The sequence below is a fragment of the Streptomyces cellostaticus genome (assembly GCF_023630175.1).
In the GTDB taxonomy this organism is placed as follows: Bacteria; Actinomycetota; Actinomycetes; order Streptomycetales; family Streptomycetaceae; genus Streptomyces; species Streptomyces cellostaticus_A.
This window is the reverse complement of record NZ_JALLIN010000061.1, coordinates 1-17,297: the sequence shown is the minus strand read 5'-3', so window position 1 is coordinate 17,297 and position 17,297 is coordinate 1. Positions and strand designations below refer to the sequence as shown.

Annotated in this window: 14 protein-coding genes and 1 pseudogene; 9 read left to right on the top strand and 6 right to left on the bottom strand. The window is 73.5% G+C overall.

Annotation, left to right across the window (positions count from 1 at the left end):
• Positions 1–5 precede the first annotated feature (5 nt).
• Both MXD57_RS28570 and MXD57_RS28565 read right to left on the bottom strand, forming a co-directional pair.
• Complete coding sequence (locus MXD57_RS28570; RefSeq protein WP_250405062.1) at positions 6–845, bottom strand: siderophore-interacting protein; 840 nt, start codon at positions 843–845, stop codon at positions 6–8.
• 42 nt (positions 846–887) lie between these two features.
• A complete protein-coding gene (locus tag MXD57_RS28565; protein ID WP_250405061.1) occupies positions 888–1,808 on the bottom strand; it encodes a 5'-3' exonuclease in 921 nt (306 codons plus the stop codon).
• Between the two features lie 123 nt (positions 1,809–1,931).
• On the opposite strand from MXD57_RS28565, the gene MXD57_RS28560 reads away from it, so the two are divergent.
• The 4 genes from MXD57_RS28560 (at position 1,932) to MXD57_RS28545 (ending at position 7,489) form a co-directional block, all read left to right on the top strand.
• A complete protein-coding gene (locus tag MXD57_RS28560) occupies positions 1,932–2,990 on the top strand; it encodes a quaternary amine ABC transporter ATP-binding protein (protein ID WP_250405060.1) in 1,059 nt (352 codons plus the stop codon).
• A complete protein-coding gene (locus MXD57_RS28555) occupies positions 2,983–5,607 on the top strand; it encodes an ABC transporter permease/substrate binding protein (RefSeq protein WP_250405059.1) in 2,625 nt (874 codons plus the stop codon). The genes MXD57_RS28560 and MXD57_RS28555 overlap by 8 nt, the downstream gene beginning before the upstream one ends.
• Before the next feature lie 581 nt (positions 5,608–6,188).
• Entirely contained in the window at positions 6,189–6,761 is a 573-nt protein-coding gene (locus MXD57_RS28550; RefSeq protein ID WP_250405058.1) for a helix-turn-helix domain-containing protein, read from the top strand.
• Positions 6,762–6,769: 8 nt separating this feature from the next.
• Positions 6,770–7,489, top strand: a complete 720-nt coding sequence (locus MXD57_RS28545; RefSeq protein WP_250405057.1) for a helical backbone metal receptor — start codon at positions 6,770–6,772, stop codon at positions 7,487–7,489.
• On the opposite strand, the gene MXD57_RS28540 is transcribed toward MXD57_RS28545, so the two are convergent.
• Positions 7,401–8,558 carry a TDT family transporter gene (locus tag MXD57_RS28540; RefSeq protein WP_250405056.1) on the bottom strand — a complete coding sequence of 386 codons (1,158 nt, stop codon included), beginning with the start codon at positions 8,556–8,558 and terminating at the stop codon, positions 7,401–7,403. The two genes, MXD57_RS28545 and MXD57_RS28540, sit on opposite strands and share 89 nt — an antisense overlap.
• A 70-nt stretch (positions 8,559–8,628) precedes the next feature.
• Here MXD57_RS28540 and MXD57_RS28535 point away from each other — a divergent pair, with 70 nt between their 5' ends.
• Positions 8,629–9,600: a LysR family transcriptional regulator gene (locus MXD57_RS28535; protein WP_250405055.1), complete on the top strand. Its 972-nt coding sequence runs from the start codon at positions 8,629–8,631 to the stop codon at positions 9,598–9,600.
• A gap of 117 nt (positions 9,601–9,717) precedes the next feature.
• Here MXD57_RS28535 and MXD57_RS28530 read toward each other — a convergent pair whose 3' ends face one another.
• Both MXD57_RS28530 and MXD57_RS28525 read right to left on the bottom strand, forming a co-directional pair.
• Positions 9,718–10,392, bottom strand: coding sequence for a gamma-glutamyl-gamma-aminobutyrate hydrolase family protein (locus tag MXD57_RS28530; protein WP_250405078.1), 675 nt, complete (start codon positions 10,390–10,392; stop codon positions 9,718–9,720).
• 67 nt (positions 10,393–10,459) lie between these two features.
• Entirely contained in the window at positions 10,460–11,212 is a 753-nt protein-coding gene (locus MXD57_RS28525) for a FadR/GntR family transcriptional regulator (RefSeq protein WP_250405054.1), read from the bottom strand.
• Between the two features lie 96 nt (positions 11,213–11,308).
• Between MXD57_RS28525 and MXD57_RS28520 the strand changes: the two genes are divergently transcribed.
• From MXD57_RS28520 to MXD57_RS28510, 3 genes are read left to right on the top strand one after another with little or no spacing between them, the layout of a single operon-like run.
• Complete coding sequence (locus MXD57_RS28520; protein WP_250405053.1) at positions 11,309–12,667, top strand: glutamine synthetase family protein; 1,359 nt, start codon at positions 11,309–11,311, stop codon at positions 12,665–12,667.
• Between the two features lie 11 nt (positions 12,668–12,678).
• Positions 12,679–14,052, top strand: a complete 1,374-nt coding sequence (locus MXD57_RS28515; protein WP_250405052.1) for an aldehyde dehydrogenase family protein — start codon at positions 12,679–12,681, stop codon at positions 14,050–14,052.
• Positions 14,049–14,831 carry a 3-oxoacyl-ACP reductase gene (locus tag MXD57_RS28510; RefSeq protein WP_250405051.1) on the top strand — a complete coding sequence of 261 codons (783 nt, stop codon included), beginning with the start codon at positions 14,049–14,051 and terminating at the stop codon, positions 14,829–14,831. Before MXD57_RS28515 ends, MXD57_RS28510 begins: the two co-directional genes overlap by 4 nt.
• A 210-nt stretch (positions 14,832–15,041) precedes the next feature.
• Here MXD57_RS28510 and MXD57_RS28505 read toward each other — a convergent pair whose 3' ends face one another.
• Positions 15,042–16,244, bottom strand: coding sequence for an amino acid deaminase/aldolase (locus MXD57_RS28505; RefSeq protein WP_250405050.1), 1,203 nt, complete (start codon positions 16,242–16,244; stop codon positions 15,042–15,044).
• A gap of 270 nt (positions 16,245–16,514) precedes the next feature.
• Here MXD57_RS28505 and MXD57_RS28500 point away from each other — a divergent pair.
• Positions 16,515–17,297 (top strand): annotated as a pseudogene (locus MXD57_RS28500) (hypothetical protein); the annotation flags it as partial.

The window sequence follows — 17,297 nt, the reverse complement described above, 5'->3', positions numbered from 1 at the left end:
CCGGCTCAGGCGGCCGCCGCGTCGCCGCTCTCCTGCTCGGCCTCGACGCGGGCGTTCCACTCCCGCTTGGCGGCCTGCCAGCCGTCCTCGTTGTGGCCGAGACGCCAGTAACCGGAGATCGACAGATCCTCGCGCGGGATCCGCAGTTCGACCCGGAGCATCCGGCGCAGTTCCTTCACGAACGCCGCCTCTCCGTGCACGAAGGCCTGCGGCCGGCCCGTGGGGAACTCCAGCGCCCGGACGGCCTCGAGCAGGGCCTGGCCCACCGGCCGGTTCCCGCGGTGGAGCCAGACGACCTCCACATCGGAGTCGATCTTCTGCTCCTCGTCCGGGCCCGCCACCTCCACGAAGGCGTGCGCGCGGGAACCGGCCGGCAGTGTCTCCAGGGTGCGGGCGATCGCGGGCAGCGCGCTCTCGTCGCCGGCGAGCAGATGCCAGTCGGCGGCCGGGTCGGGGGCGTAGGCGCCACCGGGGCCGATGAGGCGCACGGTCTCACCGGGGCGCGCCCGCACGGCCCAGGGCCCGGCCAGTCCCTCGTCACCGTGGATCACGAAGTCCAGGGTCAGCTCACGGTGCTCGGGGTCCCAGGCGCGCACGGTGTAGGTCCGGGTCACGGGCCACTGCTCACGCGGGAACTCCGCACGGACGCGCTCCAGGTCGAAGGGCTCGGGATAGGTGACGCCCGCGGGGCCGAACAGCAGCTTCACATAGTGGTCGGTGCAGGTGTCCGCGGCGAACCCGGCGAGACCCTCGCCGCCGAGCACCACGCGCTGCATGTGCGGGGTCAGCCGCTCGGTCCGTACCACCTGGGCGGTATGGGGCTTGCGTCCCGGACGCTCTGCCATCACGGCCTCCTGCTGCATCGGTTAGGTTTACCTAAGTTAGCATCACGCGCCCAGGGTCGTCAGCAGTCGGCCGAGGGAGCCTCCCAGCCCCCAGCGCGCCGCCAGCGCGTCCAGGCCCGCCGGGTCGCGCGGGGTGCGCGGCAGGGCGGTGTCGACGTCCGGCAGCGGGACGTCGCCGGCCACCCGCACCACCTTGGGCGCGACGGCGACGTACGGCCGGGCCTCGGTCAGCCGCTTGCGCTGCGACGGCGTGAGCTTCGCCCGGGGGTCGTCGACCGCCGCCATGATGCCCGCCAGGTCGCCGAACTCGGCGAGCAGCTTGGCGGCCGTCTTCTCGCCGATCCCGGGGACGCCCGGCAGGCCGTCGCTCGGGTCGCCGCGCAGCAGCGCCAGATCCGCGTACCCGCGCCCGTCGACCCCATACTTCCCGCGCAGCACCGCCTCGTCGGTGAGCTGCAGCGTGCCGACGCCCTTGAGCGGGTAGAGCACCCGGACCCCGCGCTCGTCGTCGACGAGCTGGTACAGGTCGCGGTCGCCGGTGACGATGTCCACGCAGCCGCCGGCCCGCGCGGTGAACGTGCCGATCACGTCGTCCGCCTCGTACCCGGCGACCCCCACCCGGGCGATGCCGACGGCGTCCAGCACCGCCTCGATGACCGGAACCTGCGGGGAGAGCGTGTCCGGCACCTCCTCCTCGTCCGGCGCGCCCTCGTGCTCGGCGGCGACCCGGTGCGCCTTGTACGTCGGGATCAGGTCCACCCGCCACTGCGGGCGCCAGTCGGCGTCCATGCAGGCGACCAGTCGCTGCGGCCGGTGGTCCCGCACCAGCCGGTCGATGAAGTCCAGCAGTCCGCGCACCGCGTTCACCGGGGTGCCGTCCGGCGCCCGCACGGAGTCCGGCACGCCGAAGTAGGCGCGGAAGTAGAGCGAGGCGGTGTCGAGGAGCATCAGTCGTCCGGTCACGCTCGCATCATGCCGTACGGCACTGACACGGCCCCGTTGTGACGTAAGACACCTAAAAGTTTGACCAATGAGTATCTGGGGAGGCGCCGCTTCTGTCATTCACGGCCGAGACGAGAGGTACGCGTGCAACCAAGGCTTGAGGCCGAGCACCTGTTCAAGGTGTTCGGCAGACGACCGGACCAGGCAGTGGAGAGGTTGCGCGCGAGCGCCGACCGGGAGGAGCTGCGCGCCGACGGCGCCACCGCGGCCGTCATCGACGCCTCCTTCCGGGTCGAGGCAGGCGAGATATTCGTCGTGATGGGTCTGTCGGGCTCCGGCAAGTCGACCCTGCTGCGGATGCTCAACGGTCTGCTCGAGCCGACCGCCGGCCGGGTCCTCTTCGACGGCCGGGACCTGACCGGGCTCGGCGACCGCGAACTGCGCGAACTGCGCTCCAGGAAGATCAGCATGGTCTTCCAGCACTTCGCGCTGTTCCCGCACCGCAGCGTCCGCGACAACGCCGCCTACGGCCTGTCCGTGCAGGGCGTGCCCCGCGCCGAGCGCGAGCGCCGCGCCGACGAGGCGCTCGCCCTGTGCGGTCTGGCCGGCTGGGAGGACTCCTGGCCCGACGAGCTGTCCGGCGGCATGCAGCAGCGCGTCGGCCTCGCCCGCGCCCTGGCCACCGACGCGGACCTGCTGCTGATGGACGAGTCCTTCAGCGCCCTGGACCCGCTGATCCGCCGCGACATGCAGGACCAGTTGCTGGAGCTGCAGAAGACCCTGAAGAAGACCATCGTCTTCATCACCCACGACCTCAACGAGGCCATGCGCCTGGGCGACCGCATCGCCGTCATGCGCGACGGCCGGATCGTCCAGACCGGCACCGCCGAGGACATCCTGCTGCGCCCCGCGGACGACTACGTCGCCTCCTTCACCCAGGACGTCGACCGCTCCCGGGTGCTGACCGCCGCCGCGGTGATGGACACCGACGTCCGCGGCGACGAGGCCGACTGCGGCTGCGAGCCCGGCTCGGGATGCCGGACCGCCACGCCTGACACGCCGTTCCCGGAACTCTGCTCGATCAGCGCCCGGGTGTCGCACCCGGTGGCCGTCCTGGACGAGAGGCGGAAGGTCGTCGGAGTGGTCCCGAGACAGCGGCTGGTCCGCTTCCTCGGCGAGGAGGAGGCGATGACCCGTGCCTAGGATTCGTTTCGGCAGCTGGGTCGAGAACGCCGTCGACTGGTTGCAGTCCCACCTCACATGGGTCTTCGACATCGTCCAGGCCGTGCTGGGCGGCATGTACGACGGTGTCGACGCCGTGCTCGGCGGCGGCGAGCCGCTGCTGGTGATCGGCATCCTCGCCGTGCTCGCCTGGTGGCTGCGCGGCCTGCTCGCCGCGGTGGTCGCCGGCGCGGGGCTCCTGCTCATCGACGCGCTCGGGCTGTGGGCCGACGCGATGGACACGCTGTCGCTCGTGCTCGTGGCCGCCGTCATCACCGTGGTGATCGCGGTCCCGCTCGGTGTCTGGGCCGCCCGCAGCAAGCGGGTCAGCGCCCAGCTCCGGCCGGTGCTCGACGTCATGCAGACGATGCCGGCCTTCGTCTACCTCATTCCCGGCGTCATGTTCTTCGGCGTCGGTACGACGCCCGGCCTGCTGGCCACGATCATCTTCGCCATGCCGCCGGGCGTCCGCATGACCGAGCTCGGCATCCGGCAGGTGGACGGCGAGCTGATCGAAGCGGCCGAGGCCTTCGGCACCGGCCCGCGGGACATCCTCACCCGTGTGCAGCTCCCCCTCGCCGTGCCGACGATCATGGCAGGCGTCAACCAGGTGATCATGCTGGCCCTGTCGATGGTCGTCATCGGCGGTATGGCGGGCGCGGGTGGTCTCGGTGAGCAGGTCTATTCCGCGATCACACAGCTCAAGGTCGGCCTGGCCGCCGAGAGCGGTACCGCCGTGGTCATCCTCGCCATGTACCTGGACCGCATGACCGGAGCGCTCAGCGAGCGTGTCTCCCCGCTGGGGCGCCGGGCCGCGGCCAAGGCCGCCCTCGTCACCGGCCGGGTCAGGCTCGCGCACCACCAGCCCGCCGGCTCGGTCGCCGTCGTCGGGATGGTCGTGCTCGCGCTCGTCGCGGGTGGCCTGAACCTCTTCGGCTCCGACGGGTCCGACGGGTCCGACGGGCGGCCGAGCGCGAACGTGGGCCAGGGCAAGAAGATCAGCATCGGCTACATCCCCTGGGACGAGGGCACGGCCACCACGTACCTGTGGAAGGAACTCCTCGAGGAGCGCGGTTTCCGGACGGACGTCAAGCAGCTCGACCCCGGCCCGCTCTACTCCGGTGTGGCCCGGGGAGACCTCGACTTCCAGACCGACGCCTGGTTGCCGACGACGCACAAGGCGTACTGGGACAAGTACGGTTCGCGGCTCGAGGATCTCGGGTCGTGGTACGGGCCGACGTCGCTGGAGCTGACGGTTCCGTCGTATGTGAAGGGCGTCGACTCCCTGGCCGATCTGAAGGGGCAGGGGAAGAAGTTCGACGGCAAGATCATCGGTATCGAGGCGAGCGCCGGGATGATGGGGACCTTGAACGACAAGGTCCTGAAGGCGTACGGGCTCGACGGTGAGTACAAGGTGGTGTCGTCGAGCACGTCGTCGATGCTGGCGGAGCTGGACCGGTCCATCAAGAAGAAGGAGCCGGTCGTGGTGACGCTGTGGTCGCCGCACTGGGCGTACGGGAAGTACGACCTGAAGAAGCTGAAGGACCCGAAGGGGGCCTGGGGCAAGGGCGAGCAGATCCATACGGTCGCCCGCAAGGGCTTCTCCGCCGATTCCCCGGTCGTCGCGCGGTGGCTGAAGGACTTCAAGCTCAGCGAGAAGCAGCTGACGGGTCTGGAGAACGAGATCCGTGCCGCGGGCGAAGGCCATGAGCAGGCGGGCGTGCGTGCCTGGCTGAAGAAGAATCCGACCCTGCTCGACAAGCTCGCTCCGAACCCCTCGGGTGGCGCCGAGCGGGGGAAGGGCGCGGGAAAGACCGTCGACATGGGCTACTTCCCGTGGGACGAGGCCATCGCTTCCACCTATCTGTGGCAGAACATTCTGGAGGACCGCGGGTACAAGCCGCGGCTCAAGCAGCTCGACCCGGGGCCGTTGTACTCCTCGCTCGCGCAGGGCCAGATGGACGTTCAGCTCGACGCCTGGTTGCCGACGACGCACAAGGCGTACTGGGACAAGTACGGTTCGCGGCTCGAGGATCTCGGGTCGTGGTACGGGCCGACGTCGCTGGAGCTGACGGTTCCGTCGTATGTGAAGGGCGTCGACTCCCTGGCCGATCTGAAGGGGCAGGGGAAGAAGTTCGACGGCAAGATCATCGGTATCGAGGCGAGCGCCGGGATGATGGGGACCTTGAACGACAAGGTCCTGAAGGCGTACGGGCTCGACGGTGAGTACAAGGTGGTGTCGTCGAGCACGTCGTCGATGCTGGCGGAGCTGGACCGGTCCATCAAGAAGAAGGAGCCGGTCGTGGTGACGCTGTGGTCGCCGCACTGGGCGTACGGGAAGTACGACCTGAAGAAGCTGAAGGACCCGATGGGGGCCTGGGGCAAGGGCGAGCAGATCCACATGGTCGGCAAGAAGGACTTCAGCCGGGACTTCCCCGAGTTCTCCAAGTGGCTGAAGGGCTTCAAGCTCAGCGAGAAGCAGCTCGCTTCGCTCGAGGTGGAGATACAGAAGGGCGGCAGCGGGCAGGAGAAGCAGTCGGCCCGGCGGTGGCTGGACGCCCACCCCGGACTCGAAGACGAGTTGGCTCCCGTCGCCTGAGGCTTCTCATCCGCGGAATTCGCCCCTGTCTCGGACATGTCCGAGACAGGGGCGAATTCCGTGTTCCGGTGCGGACTTCTGCCGCCCGGCGCGGGCATGCCCCCATCGGCGCCGTGAAGGCGGCGGGGGTGCCATGGGGGACTCGGCCGGAGCCGGGGGGCCGGGAGACCCGGCCGTTCCGGCCGCCGCCCTGGGGGTGGGTGTCGCACGCACGTTCGCGGACGTGCTCCCGGCGCCCACCCCCAGCGGTTCCCGCGCGTGCCGGCACGGCTTCGTGGCCTCCCCGACGCCCCCAGGACCACCCACGGTAAGGATTCGGCCAACCACGGAGGGTGATCGACGCCGTCCCGGTGGAACATCGGGGGCCGTCCGGGCCTTGGAACAAGGCAGACCCGTCCCGCACCGCGAGCCGCCGCACTGGCGTGAACCGTGGGGGTGCGGGCCCACCGGCGGGTCAGGGATGTGGCAGGCGCGTGAAACGGTTTGCCGAACATGCGTAGGGTGCAGACAACTCTTCAGGGGACCGCCCGGCGACGAGCGTCCGGACGGCGGCACGACGGGTGAAGGAGGGAGCCGGAGCGATGGGCGACCACAAAGAGCAGCAGCCCGTGCGGGTGGGCGCGGCCGTACGGCGGCGGCGTCGCGCGCTGGAGCTCACCCTCGCCGTCGTGGCCGAGCGCACCGGCCTCTCGGTCCCCTTCCTCAGCCAGGTCGAGAACGACAAGGCCCGCCCGAGCCGCGGCTCCCTGGAGAAGCTGGCCGACGCCCTGCGCACCACGGCGGTGGAGCTCCTCGCCGCCGCCGACCCGGCGGCCAGCGTGGACGTCGTACGGGCCGAGCCCGTCACCGAGTCGGACCTCCTGCCGCGCACCCGGTCGCTGGTGCGCGGCCACCATCAGCTGCACGCGTCGGAGTTCACCGGCGACCACGACGCCGGACGCGAGTTCCAGCACCGCAACGACGAGCTGATGTACGTCGCCGACGGCGCAGTGGAGATCGAGGCCGAGGGCCGCGCCTACCGCCTGGGCCGCGGCGACACCCTGTACCTGACCGGCGGGGTCCGCCACCGCTGGCGGGCGACCGTCCCGGACACCCGGGTGATCGTGGTGGCGGTCGCCGAGCACATCGAGGCCGTGCAGGACCGGGCACGCTAGGACCTGTGGTGCGCGTGGTCTCCCTGGTGCCCTCGCTGACCGAGGCGGTGGCCGAAACGCTGCCCGGCGTGCTCGCCGGGGTCACCGACTGGTGCAGTCACCCGCCCGATCCCGGTGCCGTCCGGATCGGCGGCACCAAGAACCCGGCCGTCGACCGGATCCTCGCCCTCGCCCCCGACCTGGTGGTCGCGAACGAGGAGGAGAACCGCGCCGCCGACCTGGACGCCCTGCGCACTGCGGGTCTCGAGGTCCTGGTCACGGAGGTGCGGACGGTGCCGCAGGCGTTCCGCGAACTGGACCGGGTGCTCACGGCGTGCGGCGCCCCGGCGCGGCCCGGCTGGCTGGACGCGGCGGAGGCGGCCTGGGCGGGCCTGCCCGAACCCGCGGCCCGGACTACGGCGGTCGTGCCCATCTGGCGCCGCCCCTGGATGGTGCTGGGCCGGGACACCTTCGCGGGCGACGTGCTCGCCCGCCTCGGCGTGCACCACCTGTACGCCGGGCATCCCGACCGCTACCCCCGGGTGCCGCCGGCGGAGCTGGTGGCGGCGGACCCGGACCTGGTCGTCCTGCCGGACGAGCCCTACCGCTTCACCGCGGGGGACGGTCCCGAGGCCTTTCCCGGCCTGCCCTGCGCACTGGTCAGCGGGCGCCACCTGACCTGGTACGGGCCGTCGCTGGCCGAGGCGCCGCGGGTGCTGGGCGCGGCGCTGCGGGCAGCTCGCCGCTGAGCAGCCCCCGTACCGTCCCCGACGCGGCCGCCAGCCAGGCGGCGGCCAGCAGGCCGTAGAGACCGGTGGCCAGCGCTGTGTACGCCGTGAGCCCGGTGCGCCCGGCGAGGGAGGCGGCGCCGGTGACACAGGTGCTCACCGGGAAGGTGAACGCCCACCAGGTCATCGAGAACCCCATGCCCCGGCGCCGTGCCCGGGCCACGTGCGCCGAGGCGAGCGCCAGCCACAGCAGCGCGAACCCCATGACCGGCACCCCGTACAGCACCGCGAACACGGCGAGGCCGCGGTCGTAGGGAGCTGGTACGACCCCGGGGGCCGCGTCCGCGATCAGGCCGACGGCGGTGGTGGACTGCCCGAGCGGGCCGAGGACCAGGAACAGGCCCGGGGTGAGCGCCGGCGGCAGCGGACCGGAGACGAGCGGCCGGGCGAAGACCAGCGGCAGGATCGCCAGCGTCGCCAGCAGGCTCAGCCCGAACAGCGCGAAGCACCCCAGCAGCAGGGTCTGCCGCGGCTGCCCCGGCGGCAGCAGCGGCACGAGCCGCGGGCCGACCGCGGCGGAGACCATGGGCGCGACGAGCGGCAGCAGCCAGACCGGGCCGGCCTCACGGGGCTCGCCCCGGTGATGCGCGGCCATCAGATACGGCACGGCGACGGCGGCCGCGAGCCCCACCGCCGTTCCGGCGGTGAACAGCACCGCGTCGAGGGCCAGGGCCGGGCCGGTGCCGATCCAGTCCCGGCCGACGGTCGCCGCACCGCCGCCCACCGCAAGCAGGGCCATGGCCAGACACCCGTAGAAGGGGGCCACGGCGGGGTCCAGGAGATGGGCGCGGGCCCGGTCGCGGTGGTGCGTCCAGTGCCGGGCACGCGCGGTCAGCAGGGCCAGCAGCAGGACGAGGGACAGCGCCCACAGCGCGGTGCACACCCCGCGCATTCCCGGTGCCCGAAGGGGGAGCGCGGCGCCGGCCGTGCCGACGGCCGTGGTTCCCATGACGGTGGCGTACCACTCGGGTCCGAGGTGCCGGAGCCGGGCGGCGCGAGCGGTGGGCAGGGGGTGGGCTGCGATGACCATGATCCCACGATCCGGCCGGCGGCCCCGGCCGACCAGGGAGCACGGATCTATCAGGGCATAAGCTGGTCTTATGAGTGAGCGGAACGCGACGGACGACGGCCTGCCCGCCGGCTCGCTGGCGCACCGGGTGCCCGACCTCGGCGCGCTGGAACTGCTGCTGGCCGTGGCGCGGCTGGGCAGCCTCGGCGCCGCGGCACGCGAGGTGGGCATCACCCAGCCGGCCGCCAGCAGCCGTCTGCGCTCGATGGAGCGGCAGCTCGGCGTGGCCCTGGTCGATCGCTCACCCCGCGGTTCCCGGCTCACGGACGCGGGTGCCCTGGTGACGGACTGGGCCCGGCGGGTGGTGGAGGCGGCGGCGGCCTTCGACGCGGGCGCGCGGGCGCTGCGCGACCGGCGGGACTCCCGGCTGCGGGTCGCGGCGAGCATGACCATCGCCGAGTACCTGCTCCCGGGCTGGCTGCTCGCCCTGCACGCCGATCGGCCCGACACCGCGGTGTCGCTGCTCGCGGACAACTCGGCCAAGGTGGCGGAACTCGTCCTGGACGGCGAGGCGGATCTGGGGTTCGTCGAGGGCCTGACGGTCCCCGCGGGCCTGGACTCGGCGGTGATCGCCCGGGACCGTCTGATCGTGGTCACGGCACCCGGCCACCCCTGGGCCCGCCGTCGGCGCCCGCTGACCCCGCCGGAACTGGCGGCCACCCCGCTGATCCTGCGCGAGCGCGGCTCCGGCACCCGGCAGGTGCTGGACACCGCGCTCGGCGGCCTGGCCCGGCCGCTGATCGAGCTGTCCTCCACCACGGCGGTGAAGGCCTCGGCGGTGAGCGGCGCCGGCCCGTCGGTGCTGAGCGAGCTGGCGGTGGGGGAGGAGCTGGCGATGCGCCGCCTGGTGCGCATCCCGGTCGAGGGCGTCGCCCTGCGCCGCGACCTGCGCGCCGTGTGGCCGACGGGACACCGGCCCACCGGACCGGCACGGGAACTGCTGTCACTGACGCGGAGCCGGTGCCGTGACCGGAAGGAGTCGCCGGACGCCGCGGGCCGGTGAACCCCTCCGGTCGCGGCACCGGCCGGGCGGGACCCGCTCACGAACCGGGCAGGACCCGCCACGGCACAGCCGGGCAGGACCCCGGGATCCCGTGCCGGCACCGGGCGCCCGGTGCGCTCAGGGCGTGGCGGCCCGCACCAGCGCCTCCATGACCCGGGTGTCGTCCGCCATCTCCGGATGCCACTGGACCCCGAGCACCCACCCCCGTCCCGGCGGCAGTTCGACCGCCTCCACGGTTCCGTCCGCCGCGTGCGCGCAGGGCACCAGCCCGTGCCCGATCCGTTCCACCGCCTGATGGTGGTACGTCGGTACGGTCACCTCCTCCGGGACGATCCCGGCGTACCGGGTCCCCGCCACGGGCCTCACCGGATGCCCCCCGAAGACGCCGACCAGCTCGGCGTGCCCGTCCAGGTGCTGCACGAGCGTGCCACCGAGGGCGACGTTGAGGAGCTGCATGCCCCGGCAGATCCCCAGCAGCGGCACCCCGGCGGCCAAGGCCGCCTCGATCAGGGCCAGTTCCCAGGCGTCCCGCTCCGGCGCGGGCGGCCCCGTACGGGGGGACCGCTCGGCTCCGTAGCGTGCCGGGTCGACGTCCGGGCCGCCCGCTACGACCAGCCCGTCCAGCCGGGCCACCATCGCCGCGGCCCGCGCGGGCGCGTCCGGCGGCAGCATGGCGGCCAGAGCGCCGGCCCGCTGCACCAGCCGCGGATAGGCGGCCGGCAGCAGCGCGGCCGCCAGCTCCCACACCCCCCACCGCGCACCCGGCTCCAGATACGTGCTCACCCCGATCAGCGGCCGCACCGTCCCACCGCCCTCTCCGAAGCGCAAAGGTCCACATGCGTACCTTTGCAGAGCCCGGTCATGCCAGAAAACCCCGCAGCAGTGCCGCCGTGCCCGCGCAGTGCTCGCGCATCGCCTCCCGCGCACCGTCCGCGTCCCCGGCCAGCACCGCCTCGACCAGCGCGGTGTGCTGGCGCTGCGAGTGCTCGAGGTTGCGCACCAGCAGCGGGATGCAGTCCAGCAGGTCGTTGACGCTCGCCCGCACCGCCGCGTACCGGGCGGCCAGGGACGGGGAACCGCTCAGCTCGGCCAGCGTCAGGTGCAGCAGGGTGTCCCGCCGCCGGTAGTCGGCGAGCGGGGCCTCGTGGGTGCGGCGCAGGGCCTCGCGCAGCCGCCCGGCCCGCTCGGGGGCCAGCCCGTGCGCCGCGCACAGTCCCGCCGCACCCACCTCCAGCACCTCGCGGAAGCGCAGCACGTCCTCGATGTCCACCTCGGCGATCCGCCGCCGCAGCTCGTCCGCACCGCCCGAGTCCGCGCGCGGCAGCACGAACGTTCCGCCGTACCGTCCGCGCCGCGACTCCACGAGGCCCTGGTCCTGCAGCACCTTCAGCACCTCGCGCAGCGTCACCCGGCTGATGCCCAGCCGCCCCGCCAGCTCCCGTTCGGCGGGGAGCCGCTCGCCGCCCGGCACCAGGCCGAGCCGCACCACCTGGAGGATCTGCTCCAGCGCCTCCTCGAAGCCGTTGCCGGCCCGCACCGGCCGCAGCACCGGAGCGAGCCGGTCGTCCGCCGCCCGCGCCGGCTGCGCCGTTGCGTCCGCTTCCCGCGACATCCGGCCGTGCCCCCTTCCCAGGCAATGGTCCTGAGCAATACCTTATGGCTCCCGGTCCGGCCGAAAAAGTGCCGAACAGCCGAAGGAGGATCTCCCGTGGCAGACCGCACACCCCCGCTCAGCGTCGAGGAGCTGCGCGCACTCGTCGCCGGCGGTGAGATCGACACGGTCGTCCTGGCCTTCCCCGACATGCAGGGACGACTGCAGGGCAAGCGGTTCGCCGCCCGCTTCTTCCTCGACGAGGTGCTGCGGCACGGCTCCGAGGGCTGCAACTACCTGCTCGCCGTGGACACCGAGATGAACACGGTCGACGGGTACGCGATGTCCTCCTGGGACCGCGGCTACGGCGACTTCGCCATGCACCCGGACACCGCCACCCTGCGCCGGGTCCCCTGGCACCCCGGCACCGCCCTGCTCGTCGCCGACCTCTCCTGGAACGACGGCGCCCCGGTCGTCGTCGCGCCCCGCCAGGTCCTGCGCCGCCAGTTGCAACGGCTGGCCGAGCTCGGATACACCGCGCAGGTCGGCACCGAGCTGGAGTTCATCGTCTTCAAGGACAGCTACGAGCAGGCCTGGGACGCCGACTACCGGGGCCTCACCCCGGCCAACCAGTACAACATCGACTACTCCATCCTCGGTACCGGTCGCATCGAGCCCCTGCTGCGCCGGCTGCGCAACGACATGGCGGGCGCCGGCCTGACCGTGGAGTCCGCCAAGGGCGAGTGCAACCCGGGCCAGCACGAGATCGCCTTCCGCTACGACGAGGCCCTCGTCACCTGCGACCAGCACGCCCTGTACAAGACCGGCGCCAAGGAGATCGCCGCCCAGGAAGGCGTCTCGATCACCTTCATGGCCAAGTACGACGCGCGCGAGGGCAACTCCTGCCACATCCACCTCTCGCTCGCCGACGCCGACGGCAACAGCGCCATGGCCGGACCCGACGGGATGTCCGGCGTGATGCGGCACTTCCTCGCCGGACAGCTCGCCGCCCTGCGCGACTTCTCCCTCCTCTACGCCCCCAACATCAACTCCTACAAGCGCTTCCAGCCCGGCTCCTTCGCCCCCACCGCCGTCGCCTGGGGCCACGACAACCGCACCTGCGCGCTCCGCGTGGTCGGCCACGGCCGCTCCCTGCGCTTCGAGAACCGCCTCCCCGGCGGCGACGTCAACCCCCACCTCGCCGTCGCCGGACTGGTCGCGGCCGGTCTGCACGGCGTCGAGCAGCGACTCGAACTGCCCGAGCCCTGCCCCGGCAACGCCTACACCGCGGACTACGAGCACGTGCCCACCACCCTGCGCGAGGCCGCCGAACTCTGGGAGAACAGCCCCGTGGCCAAGGCCGCCTTCGGCGACGAGGTCGTGGCCCACTACCGGAACATGGCCCGCGTCGAACTGGCCGCCTTCGACGCCGCGGTCACCGACTGGGAACTGCGCCGCTCCTTCGAACGCCTGTGAAAGGTCCTCACGTGTCCGACCCGCACGAGCTGAAGGTCCTCAACCCCGCCACCGAGGAGGTCGTCGCCACCGTCCCCGCCGCCGGCGCGCCGGACGTGGACGCCGCGGTCGCACGGGCCGCGCGCGTGCAGCCGAAGTGGGCCGCCCTCCCGCCCGCGGACCGGGCCCGGCTGCTGCGCCGCTTCGCCGACACCGTGGACGGCCACATCGAGGAACTGGCCCGGCTGGAGGTCCGCGAGGCCGGGCACACCATCGGCAGTGCCCGCTGGGAGGCAGGCAACGCCCGCGACCTGCTGCTGTACGCGGCCGGCGGCGCCGAACGCCTCCTCGGCAGCCAGATCCCGGTGCCCGGCGGCTGGAACGTCACCTTCCGCGAACCCCTCGGCGTCATCGGGGTGATCGCCCCCTGGAACTTCCCCATGCCCATCGCCGCCTGGGGCTGCTTCCCGGCACTCGCCGCGGGCGACGCCGTCGTCCTCAAGCCCGCCGAGACCACCCCGCTCACCGCCCTCCGCCTCGCCGAACTCGCCCTGGAGGCAGGCCTTCCCGAGCACCTCTTCCAGGTACTGCCCGGTCACGGTCGCACCGCCGGACGCGCACTGGTCGACCACCCGGACATCGCCAAGATCGTGTTCACCGGTTCCACGAGCACCGGCCGAGAGGTCATGGAGCGCTGCGCACGGCTGGTCAAACCGGTCACCCTGGAACTCGGCGGCAAGAGCCCGAACGTCGTGTTCGCCGACGCCGATCTCGAGGCCGCCCTCGACCCCTGCTCGTTCCTGGACAACGCCGGCCAGGACTGCTGCGCCCGCACCCGTGTCCTGGTCCAGGAACCGGTGTACGAGCAGGCCCGGGAATTCCTGGCGGGTGCGCTGGCCTCCGTCGTCGTGGGCGACCCCGCCGACGAGAAGACCGGGATGGGCCCGCTGATCTCCCGCGCGCAACTGGACCGCGTACGGTCGTACGTCCCCGGCGACGCCCCGGCCCTGCGCGGCGCCGCCCCCGACGGCCCCGGCTTCTGGTTCCCGCCGACGGTGCTCACCGGTGAACGGCCCGACTCCCGGGCCGCCCGCGAGGAGATCTTCGGCCCGGTCGCCCTCCTGCTGCCCTTCACCGACGAGGAGGACGCGGTCCGCCTCGCCAACGACACCCCCTACGGTCTGTCCGGGTCCGTCTGGACCCGCGACCTCGGCCGCGCCCTGCGCGTCTCACAGGCCGTCCGCGCGGGCAACCTGTCCGTCAACTCCCATTCCAGCGTGCGCTACTGGACCCCGTTCGGCGGCTTCAAGCAGTCCGGGCTCGGCCGCGAGCTCGGCCCCGACGCCCTGGCCGCCTTCACCGAGACCAAGAACGTCTTCATCAGCACGGAGGGCCCCGCACAGTGAACGCAGAACACGTCTGCCGCCGCCTGGTCGGCCGTACCGCCGTCGTCACCGGAGCCGGCAGCGGCATCGGGCTCGCCGGCGCCCGCCGGCTCGCCTCCGAGGGCGCCCACGTCGTCTGCGGCGACATCGACGAGGAGCGCGGCAAGGCCGCCGCCGAGGAGACCGGCGGGCTCTTCGTGAAGGCCGACGTCACCGACCCCGCGCAGGTCGAGGCCTTGTTCGCCGCGGCCCACGACACCTACGGCAGTGTCGACGTCGCCTTCAACAACGCCGGGATCTCCCCGCCCGACGACGACTCCATCCTGGACACCGGCCTGGAGGCCTGGAAGCGCGTCCAGGAGGTCAACCTCACCTCCGTCTACCTGTGCTGCCGGGCCGCGATCCCGTACATGCGGCGCCAGGGGCGCGGCTCCGTGATCAACACGGCGTCCTTCGTGGCCCGGATGGGAGCCGCCACCTCGCAGATCTCGTACACCGCCTCCAAGGGCGGCGTGCTCGCGATGTCCCGTGAACTGGGGGTGCAGTTCGCCCGGGAGGGGATCCGGGTCAACGCCCTGTGCCCGGGGCCGGTCGACACCCCGCTGCTGCGGGAGCTGTTCGCCAAGGACCCGGAACGGGCCGCGCGCCGCCTGGTGCACATCCCCGTCGGACGGTTCGCCCGGGCCGAGGAGATCGCCGCCGCCGTCGCCTTCCTGGCCAGCGACGACTCCTCCTTCGTCAACGCCACCGACTTCCTGGTGGACGGCGGTATCTCGGGCGCCTACGTCACCCCGCTGTGAGGCGGGCGCCCGGGTCATCCCTGTCGGGGGAGAGGACGCGCGCGGTCCGCGCACGGCGGATGCACGCCTCCTCCTCGCGGGGAACCCGGCGGCCACGCCCCTGACGGCCGTCGGGGCGGTGGCCGGCCCGACGCGCCGCCGGCTCGGTGGCGCCGGACCGGGCCGGCCGGACGCCCCGAGCGCCCGACCGGCCCGGCGCTGGCACGCGGCTCACAGGAAGGTGCGGCCCTCACCGCGGTACGTGGGCGCGGCGGCCGTGACCGTGTCGCCCTCGATCAGGTGCAGGACGTCGAAGCGCTCGCACAGTTCGCCCGCCTTGGCGTGCCGGAACCACACCTTGTCGCCGACCAGCAGGTCGTCGGCGGGCGTGCCGAGCAGCGGGGTCTGCACCTCGCCCGCACCCTCCTGCGGGTCGTAGGCCAGCCCCTCCGGCAGGTACGGCACCGGCAGCCGGTCGGGTCCGGCGGCGCCGGAGGCCGGATAGCCGCCGCCCAGCACGGTGACCACACCCACGCCGGGCCGCCGCACGACGGGCTGTGCGAACAGGGCCGCCGGACGCCCGGTGAACGACGTGTAGTTGTCGAAGAGCCGGGGCACGTACAGCCCCGACCCGGCGGCGATCTCGGTGACCGCGTCCTCGGCTGCGGTGTGCTGCACGCTGCCCGTCCCGCCGCCGTTGACGAACTCCAGGCCGGGCGCCACGGCGCGAACCGCCCGCACCACCGCCGCGCGCCGCTCGGCGAGCTCCCGCCGTGCGGCGGCCTGCATCACCCGGACCGCCCGCGAGCGCAGCGGCCGCCCGGCCACGGCGTCCCCGACTCCGGCGACATGGCCCTCGTACGCCATGATCCCCACCAGCCGGAACCCCGGTCGCCGCGCCACCGCCCTGGCCAGTTCGGCGAGTTGGGCGGGAGAGTGCAGCGGCGAGCGCCGGGCCCCGACCCGCACCCGGCCACCCAGCAGCCGCAGTGAGGTGTCCAACTCCAGGCAGACACGCACCACTTCACGTCCGCCGTCGCGGGCCGCGTCGATCAGGTCGAGCTGGGCCACGTCGTCCGCCATCACGGTGACCGCCCCGGCGAGCTTGGGATCGGCGGCCAGCTCGGCGAAACCCGCCCGGTCGGCGGACGGATAGGCGAGGAGGACGTCGTCGAACCCCGAGCGGGCCAGCCACAGGGACTCGGCGAGGGTGAACGACATGACGCCCCGGAAACCGTCCCTGGCCAGGACCCGCTCCAGCAGGGCCCGGCAGCGCACCGACTTGCTGGCGACCCGTACCGGCTTGCCCCCGGCCCGGCGCAGTAGGTCGTCCGCGTTCGCGTCGAACGCCTCCAGATCCACGATCGCGAGAGGGGCGTCGAGCTGGGCGGTGGCCCGGTCGTAACGGGCCCGGTCGGCGGCGCGCGCAGTCATGACGGAAGCGTGCCAGACAGGATTACCGCAGGGTAGGGGGACGATACGGGCAGATGCCACCGGCTCGTGGACTGGTTCCCGCTCTCTCCCGGACAACCCGTAGAGTGACGCGCACGACGGCGGAACGCTCCCGGCCGCATCGGCTGAACCGGGATGCCGGTCCGGCCGTACGGGTATGCGTGCCCGGACGGAGCTTCGCACCGGGCACGACCGAGGAGCACAGCGGCCCGCTCACGGAAATCGGCCCGGGTACGAGGAAACGGGGGGTGCATGAGCACGGAAGCGCGCCGCGCCCCGGTCCCGCCCCGCCCGGCCACCCCGCCGCCGGGCCACCCCCCGGACACCGTCACGCCGCCCCCGGCCGCCGGAGCGGGTGCGCCGGAGACCGTCCCCGCGGGCGACGGCACGACGGCACCCGGGCCCCGCACCGCCGGTCCGGCATCCGCCCCGCCGGGCCCCCGTCGCCCCGGGACGGCCTCCGCCGCCGTGTCCGCCTCCCCGTCGGACGACGCGGACGACGAGCCCTCGGTCTTCGCCCCGCGCGACCCGCTCGGCGGGGCCCCGGGGGAGGCGCGGCAGGGCGGCCGGCGGCCCGGCGTCACCAGCGCCGCCGACGGCCCCCGCTTCACCGCCTTCCGTTCCTCCACCGCCCCCGGCGGCACCGACCCGTCGGGCCCGCCTCCGCCGCCCGCCTCCGCCCGCTTCCCCGACGCCCCGCCGAACGCGGCGCGCACGGGCGCGACGTCCCGCCGGCCGGGCGCCTCCGCCGAGTCCGCGCCCGAGACGACGACCCGGCTGCGGCCGGTACCACCGGGCTCCGACCGGCGGCGTTCCGGCTCCGCCGCCGCGGGGACGGCGCGGCCGGGCGCCCCAGCCGAGTCCGCGCCGGAGACGACGACCCGGCTGCGCCCCGTACCGTCGGCGCCCGAGCAGCGCCGCTCCGGCTCCGCGTCCGGCTCCGTCCCGGGCCGGGGCGGCTCGGACCCGGTGTCCGGCTCCGCCCGTCGGGCCCCCGCACGGCCGCCCCCCCCCCCCCCCCCCGCCCCCCCCCCG